Origin of the sequence: Flavobacterium sp. (assembly GCF_046317795.1) — a bacterium.
In the GTDB taxonomy this organism is placed as follows: Bacteria; Bacteroidota; Bacteroidia; order Flavobacteriales; family Flavobacteriaceae; genus Flavobacterium.
Map to the genome: position 1 here is coordinate 1 of NZ_JBKCVI010000150.1, position 6,362 is coordinate 6,362.

General features: G+C 40.7%; 11 protein-coding genes. 10 read left to right on the forward strand and 1 reads right to left on the reverse strand.

The genetic code is table 11. The features are described 5' to 3' along the window. From ACK5ON_RS09080 to ACK5ON_RS09120, 9 genes are all read left to right on the forward strand, one after another. On the forward strand, window positions 1–210 hold a 210-nt coding region (locus ACK5ON_RS09080), incomplete at its 5' end, for a hypothetical protein (RefSeq protein WP_409821829.1). After that, window positions 210–1,454 (forward strand): DUF935 family protein, encoded by a 1,245-nt coding sequence (locus ACK5ON_RS09085; RefSeq protein ID WP_409821831.1) that lies wholly within the window; start codon window positions 210–212, stop codon window positions 1,452–1,454. The genes ACK5ON_RS09080 and ACK5ON_RS09085, both read left to right, overlap by 1 nt. A 269-nt stretch (window positions 1,455–1,723) precedes the next feature. Then, complete coding sequence (locus ACK5ON_RS09090) at window positions 1,724–2,245, forward strand: phage minor head protein (RefSeq protein WP_409821833.1); 522 nt, start codon at window positions 1,724–1,726, stop codon at window positions 2,243–2,245. Continuing rightward, window positions 2,221–2,706 (forward strand): phage virion morphogenesis protein, encoded by a 486-nt coding sequence (locus ACK5ON_RS09095; protein WP_409821835.1) that lies wholly within the window; start codon window positions 2,221–2,223, stop codon window positions 2,704–2,706. Before ACK5ON_RS09090 ends, ACK5ON_RS09095 begins: the two co-directional genes overlap by 25 nt. Next, entirely contained in the window at window positions 2,706–3,281 is a 576-nt protein-coding gene (locus ACK5ON_RS09100; protein ID WP_409821837.1) for a hypothetical protein, read from the forward strand. The genes ACK5ON_RS09095 and ACK5ON_RS09100 overlap by 1 nt, the downstream gene beginning before the upstream one ends. A 1-nt stretch (window position 3,282) precedes the next feature. Next, entirely contained in the window at window positions 3,283–3,486 is a 204-nt protein-coding gene (locus ACK5ON_RS09105) for a hypothetical protein (RefSeq protein WP_409821839.1), read from the forward strand. 137 nt (window positions 3,487–3,623) lie between these two features. Beyond that, window positions 3,624–4,325, forward strand: a complete 702-nt coding sequence (locus ACK5ON_RS09110; protein WP_409821841.1) for a hypothetical protein — start codon at window positions 3,624–3,626, stop codon at window positions 4,323–4,325. Beyond that, window positions 4,322–5,023, forward strand: a complete 702-nt coding sequence (locus ACK5ON_RS09115) for a hypothetical protein (RefSeq protein ID WP_409821843.1) — start codon at window positions 4,322–4,324, stop codon at window positions 5,021–5,023. The genes ACK5ON_RS09110 and ACK5ON_RS09115 overlap by 4 nt, the downstream gene beginning before the upstream one ends. Window positions 5,024–5,028: 5 nt before the next feature. Then, window positions 5,029–5,844, forward strand: a complete 816-nt coding sequence (locus ACK5ON_RS09120) for a hypothetical protein (RefSeq protein WP_409821846.1) — start codon at window positions 5,029–5,031, stop codon at window positions 5,842–5,844. On the opposite strand, the gene ACK5ON_RS09125 is transcribed toward ACK5ON_RS09120, so the two are convergent. Continuing rightward, the gene (locus ACK5ON_RS09125; protein ID WP_409821848.1) at window positions 5,841–6,020 is read right to left on the reverse strand and encodes a hypothetical protein; all 180 of its coding nucleotides are present in this window, start codon (window positions 6,018–6,020) and stop codon (window positions 5,841–5,843) included. The genes ACK5ON_RS09120 and ACK5ON_RS09125 overlap by 4 nt on opposite strands. 80 nt (window positions 6,021–6,100) lie before the next feature. Here ACK5ON_RS09125 and ACK5ON_RS09130 point away from each other — a divergent pair. Next, window positions 6,101–6,362: ATP-dependent Clp protease proteolytic subunit (locus ACK5ON_RS09130; RefSeq protein ID WP_409821850.1), on the forward strand; the 262-nt coding region annotated here is incomplete at its 3' end.

Genomic DNA, 6,362 nt, shown 5'->3' on the forward strand with positions numbered 1-6,362 from the left:
ATGACCTTATACAACTTGCATGCACGTATTAACCCGCGTAACATTCCCGATTTGAGAATAGAACGCAACCGGGAAGCATTAGACCAACTTGATAGATGGGCAAGCGGTACAGACACAGCAGAGGTGTTGAACATTAACACAGCAGATAGTGAGGGCTTTAGCATCCGTTACGGCAATAGTTTAGACAAACAAGATAATTTCTTTAAGTAATGGCATGGTATAACGATATATTTAACTTCAGCAAACCTCAACCTCAAAAGGCCAACATCCGCAAAACGATTGACTTTGAGCAACAGTTGCAACGTGTTAGGCAAGATGCAACACGCTTTAATATTGCATTGCAATCAGCCGAGTCACCGATGTACCCTAACCGTTTTCTGTTAATGCAAACGTATCAACAAATCGTGTTAGATGGGCAGGTTCAAAGTGCAATGTTGCAACGTAAGTCAAAAATATTGTGCAAGAAGTTTATGGTGTATGGTCCAGATGGCGAATGCGATGAAGCGAAAACAGAATTGTTCAATCAAAAGTGGTTTTATGACTTTCAAAACTTAGCACTTGATAGTATCTTTTGGGGATTTTCCTGCGTACAATTCGGGGCAATCGTTAACGATAAGTATTCAAGTGTTGAATTGATACCGAGAATTTACGTAGTACCCGAATTTAGTTTGGTACGCACCAACACAGCAACCGTTACCGAGGGCAAGCACTTTGATGAAGCACCGTATAACAATTGGTGCATTGGAGTTGGCGAAAAAAGAGATTTAGGGTTAATGATGTATTTAGCACCTTATGTTATTTGGAAGAAAAACGCAATGGCAGCGTGGGCTGAATTTGCAGAGGTATTCGGAAGCCCTATTAGAGTTGGCAAAACCGATGTAAGGGATGAAATGACCCGCAAGAACATGGAGAATATGCTTCGCAATATGGGAGTAGCATCGTGGGCAGTGTTAGACTTAAACGATAACATTGAATTGATGCAAGCAAGCAGAACTGATGCTTATGCAGTGTTCGATAAGATGGTTGAGCGTTGCAATAGTGAGATTAGCAAGATAATTTTAGGGCAAACAGGAACAACCGATGAAAAGGCGTACAGCGGCAGTGCAAACGTACACGAGAACGTGGCCGATATGATAGCCAAACAAGACACGTTAAAGATGCAGTTTGTGATTGAGAACCAACTTGTGCCGATGATGATCCGAAATGGGTTCGATTTATCCGGTTGCACATTCAAGTACGATGATAGCGAAAGTTTACCGTTATCAGAGCAGGCCAAGATTGATGCTTCATTCATGCCGTATGTTAAGTTTGACCACGAATATTTAGAGCATAAATACGGCATTGAGTTGCAGGATGAAATGGGTGTAGAGGAAGAAAACGAAACCGAAACAGAAAACGAAACCGAAAGCCAACTTGAAAACATTGCCAAACGATTAAGAGCCATATACAGCTAATGTGCGGGTATTGCGACATATTGAATATTGATAAGGAAGTTGACCCACCAACACCGTTTGATGAGAACGATTTTAATCGATTTACGAATGATGTTTGGATTGGTGCGGTAAATAATCAAGTGTTGCCAGAGGGAATTTATTTAAAGACTGCGAAGTACCTACGTGATGGCATTGATTTAGCACCTGTTGTTGATGAGGTATTAACTGCGGACTTAACCAATAACATTTACATATTCAGCGGAGCGAAAACATACCAACAAACGCGGACAATGACTGCGATGTTAGCAGACCCCGAATTGAAATCGAACTTCTACAAGTTTAAAGAAGCGGTTAAGCCGATGTTTAAGCTATACAATGAAGATTATTTGCAAGCCGAATATCAAACAGCCAAAGCATCAGCACGTATGGCATCCGATTGGAAACGCATTGAAGCCGATGCCGATGTGTTGCCGTTGTTGCAGTATCAAACGGTTGGTGATGGCAGAGTAAGGCCAACGCATCAAGCACTTGACAACATTATAAGACCTATCAATGACCCCTTTTGGAAGCAATACTATCCACCTAACGGTTGGCGTTGCCGTTGTACCGTAATACAACTATCCGAGGGGGAATTAAGCGATATGAGCAACTTTACACCGCCCGATGATGTACCGCCCTTGTTTCGTATGAATTCGGGCATTGATGGCTATGTGTTTAAAGAAAGGGGCAAAGATAAGCATCCATACTTTGACATTGCAAAGGGTGATAAAGAAATGGCTAAAAAGAATTGGAATTTACCGATACCGACATAATGGCAAAGAGCAATAAATTCAACCTAAAACAAGCGGAGCAGAAAGCACGCAAGGCAATGGAAGCGGCTATTGTTGATGTTGGTAACACGGCCAAGGTGTTCTTTGTGGCATCGTTCCGCAAGCAGGGATGGGATGATAAGAGTGTTGAGAAATGGAAGCCGAGAAAGAAAAAAACGTACAAAACGAAAAGCGGCAAAACGGTTGATGATACAACAAGGGCGATATTAGTTAAGACAGGCGATTTAAGGCGTTCAATTATCCGTGACCCCGCAAACAGAGCAGCATTGAGTATTAAGATACATAGTGATTTAATTTATTCAAGGGTTCACAATGATGGGTTAAGAGCAGGTCGCGGCAAAGGTTTTATCATGCCCAAACGCCAATTCATGGGTGATAGTTACAACCTTAATGAGCAAGTAAAGAAAGTTATAGTTAAACGATTAGATAAGATATTTAAGTAATGCAATTAGCAATTTATAACGCATTAAAGGCACGAATTGAAACACTTGCAGCATTGAAGTATGTTGCCTTGTGGAATAATCAATTTGAGCGTGAGGATGTGAATGTGCCGTTTAACTATCCGTGTTGTTTTATTGAGTTTGCAAGTGCCGACTATATCGAAAACTTACAAGGTCAACAACAAGGAACGTTAAGTATTGCATTGCATTTAGGTTTTGAAAGTTATAAGACCGAGGACACGGCAGTATTGCAATTAAAACAAGACCTTAACGCACTTGTACATAATTGGTCAACACCGTATAATAGCAGGTTCTTGCGCAGAAGTGAAATTCAATCGGCAGACCATACCAACATACAAGAGTTTATCATTACTTACACATTGCAGGGATTTGATTATTCGGCATCAAGTTTACCGACAACCGAAGCATTGGTTACAACGTTAATTACTAACAACGCACCGCAATTAGAGGATGATACTATCCGAAGCGGAGCGATACCCGAAGCGGTGGCATTGGCAAGCGAATTGGGTTACATATTAACAACAGAAACAGGTTATAATCTAATAATACAACAATAAAATGGCAGAGCAAAAAATATCCGAGTTACCAAACGCAACACCGCTTGATGGAACAGAGCAGTTACCGTTAAACCAAAACGGTGTTACATCGTTAACCGATGTAGATGCAATTGTTACCTATACACTTACAAATGGTGTTAGTGGTACGTTTACAAACCCTACAAGCATCACGGTTGTTAACGGCATTATAACAGCAATAGTATAATGGCCAGAACAGTACAACAAATCAAACAACAGATGTTGGATGCGAAGAACGCAGACCCGACATTGTCAACTTTGACCTCAACAAGTCAAACCGCAAAGTGGAACTTATACTACTTCATTGTGGCATCATGTATTGCAGTGTTTGAGCAGCTGCAGGACTTATTCAAGGTTGATTTAGAAGCCATAGCAAGCACCGCAGCACCAAGCACACCGCAATGGACACGTAACAAGGTGTTGAAATTTCAAACAGGCGATGTTGCCGAGTTGAACACAACTACATTCGTAATCGAATATCCAACCGTTAACGTGGCCAATCAAATCTTAACACGATGCGCAGTGGTAACAGCACCAAACAGAACGGTATTGATTAAGGTTGCAAAGAATGACCCACCAGAACCTGTATCAAGTGGTGAGTTAGCCGAGTTACAAACGTATGTTGAAACGTTTAACCCCGCAGGCATAGCGTTCACGTTAATCAATGAGGATAGCGATAAAATGGAAGTGGCAGCAACGATATACTTTAACGGTCAATATTCATCAGTGATAGATGCCAACGTTAAAGCAGCATTGAACGCATACATGGCTAACTTGCCGTTTAATGGCCGTATAACTACCCAAGCCGTTGTCGATGCAATACAAGGCGCAGAGGGCGTTATCACAGCATCATTGACACGTATATTAGTAAGGCGTGACACCGTTGCTTATGGTGCAGGTGTAACATTGTTTAACCTATCAACAGGTGTGGATAGTGTTACTTATGATACCTATTCGGGTTACGTTGTTGAGGAAACCACTACCAACCACACCTTTGATGATACCTTAACTTACATTGTGCAATGAGTAGCATAATAAATACAGACTCGTTTGCGGTCAACTTCCTGCCACCAAAGAAGCGGTTGCCGATATACAAGGCATGGGTTAAAACACTTGTGAAACCTTTGCAAGTGCTATACAATACCATGTTTGGTACGTTCAAAGATGGCAACACAGCACCGTTATGGGTAACAGCCACAGCGTATGCAGTTGGTGACCAAGTGCAATATGAGGACAAATCGGTGTATGAATGTTGGGTAGCGAACACAGGCGAGTTACCGACCAACACAGAATATTGGTTCAAGATACAAGATAAATTCGTAGGCATTGAGCCACGATGCAAGTACAACGCACAGCACTTGTTGTTTGAATGGGCGCTTAACGAATGGTTTGGTACTACGTTTGTGAATGTGCCAGGAGCGAGTGATATTTATATTGATAATTTCGCTTCGGGTAGCAATGTGTTTTATGTAGGTTTGGCTTCTGTTGATAGTAGCGAAGCAGTTTATGCCAACGGTGAAGCGTTTAGATTTGTGCAAGCATTAAACATAACCAACACAGGAAGCGAGTTTGATATTTACATTCCAATTGCAGTTGCCAACGCTTTGACAAATGAACCACCCGACACCGTGCCAAACATAAGCCAAAACAGAGAAAATATAATTAGGCAGATAGCCGATTTGTACACATACGCAGGAATTAATTATCAAGTTATAACATACTAATTCAAATGAAAAAAATAAAAACAACAGACATCACAAGTTCAAGTGCAATGCCTATTAAGAAAGGCAGTTTAGACCACTTGCAAGCAGCATACATTGAAACAATACAAGATGTAAACAAATCATATTGGGCAGGTGATAGAGCAGGAACACAGCCGATGGCTTTACATGGGTGTATCAACACAGGTTCAGGTTCAACATACATTATAAGCGCAGGTGCTGTAATGCTTGATACTTATGCAGAGGTGTTTAGATGCGATGCTCAAACAGTAACCGTTGCTTTTGGTCAAGTGTTAGTGGGTACGATAACAACAACATACTTAACTGCAACAGATGCCGACCCTGTGGAGTTTAGCGACAGCACATTAAACAACGTGCATGAAATTCGTAAGATAGTTTGGTCAAGTGCCGCAAGTGGTAGTGGCACGTTTGATTACAATGATTTATATTTTAGAAACAACTTTGACCAAATTTCACCAACATTAGCAGGTGATTTAAACACATGGACATTAGGCACAGGTTCAGTTGATTTGCGTATATTAGTTGAGTCAAAGAAAGTAACAATAATGTTTGACATCAACAACACATCAACAGGCGGCAGTAACAACACGCTATCAATGACTATACCAACAGGATTGGCAACTAATTTTAAGCAAACAACATTCAACCTTGCTTACTTTAATACAACAGGAGCAACGGAATGGGTGTTAGTTGAAGCGGTTGGTGCTACTAAAAACGTGCGTTTTACACGTATAGGTTCAACTTTCGGAACATATACAAACACATTAGACCTTAAAGGGCAGTTGATAGCTGAAATAGCTTAAAACCTATGCTTCCCGTAATGCTCCGAGATAATCTCTTTGAGCAGATATGACTCTTTGGTTCCTGTACGTTCCACTTCATCAAAGAATTTCTTTTTTAATTCGCCTGTTAAGTGAGCGGTAACGCGTGCTTTAGCAGCTTGTTTCTTTGTGTTTATATCGCTTTTTGGATTAGCCATTGTTAGATATTAGTTACTAAACACGTCAAAATTAGTAACTTATTTGGATTAAACGCTAAATATGTTACCACTTTTGCAATATGAAAATCACAAACATATCTAACGACACAGCAACGATGCTTATCTATAAGCATATTGGTGATATTGACGATATGGGCATGGGCATCAACGGTGCTTGGATTGCAGAGGACATTCAATACTTAAATGATAACTATGCAGAGCAAGTAAAATGCATCAATGTACGCATCAATTCAATTGGTGGCAGTGTTGCCGATGGACTTTCAATTGTGAGTGCAATACTAAATTCAAAGATACCTGTAAACACATACATTGATGGCATGG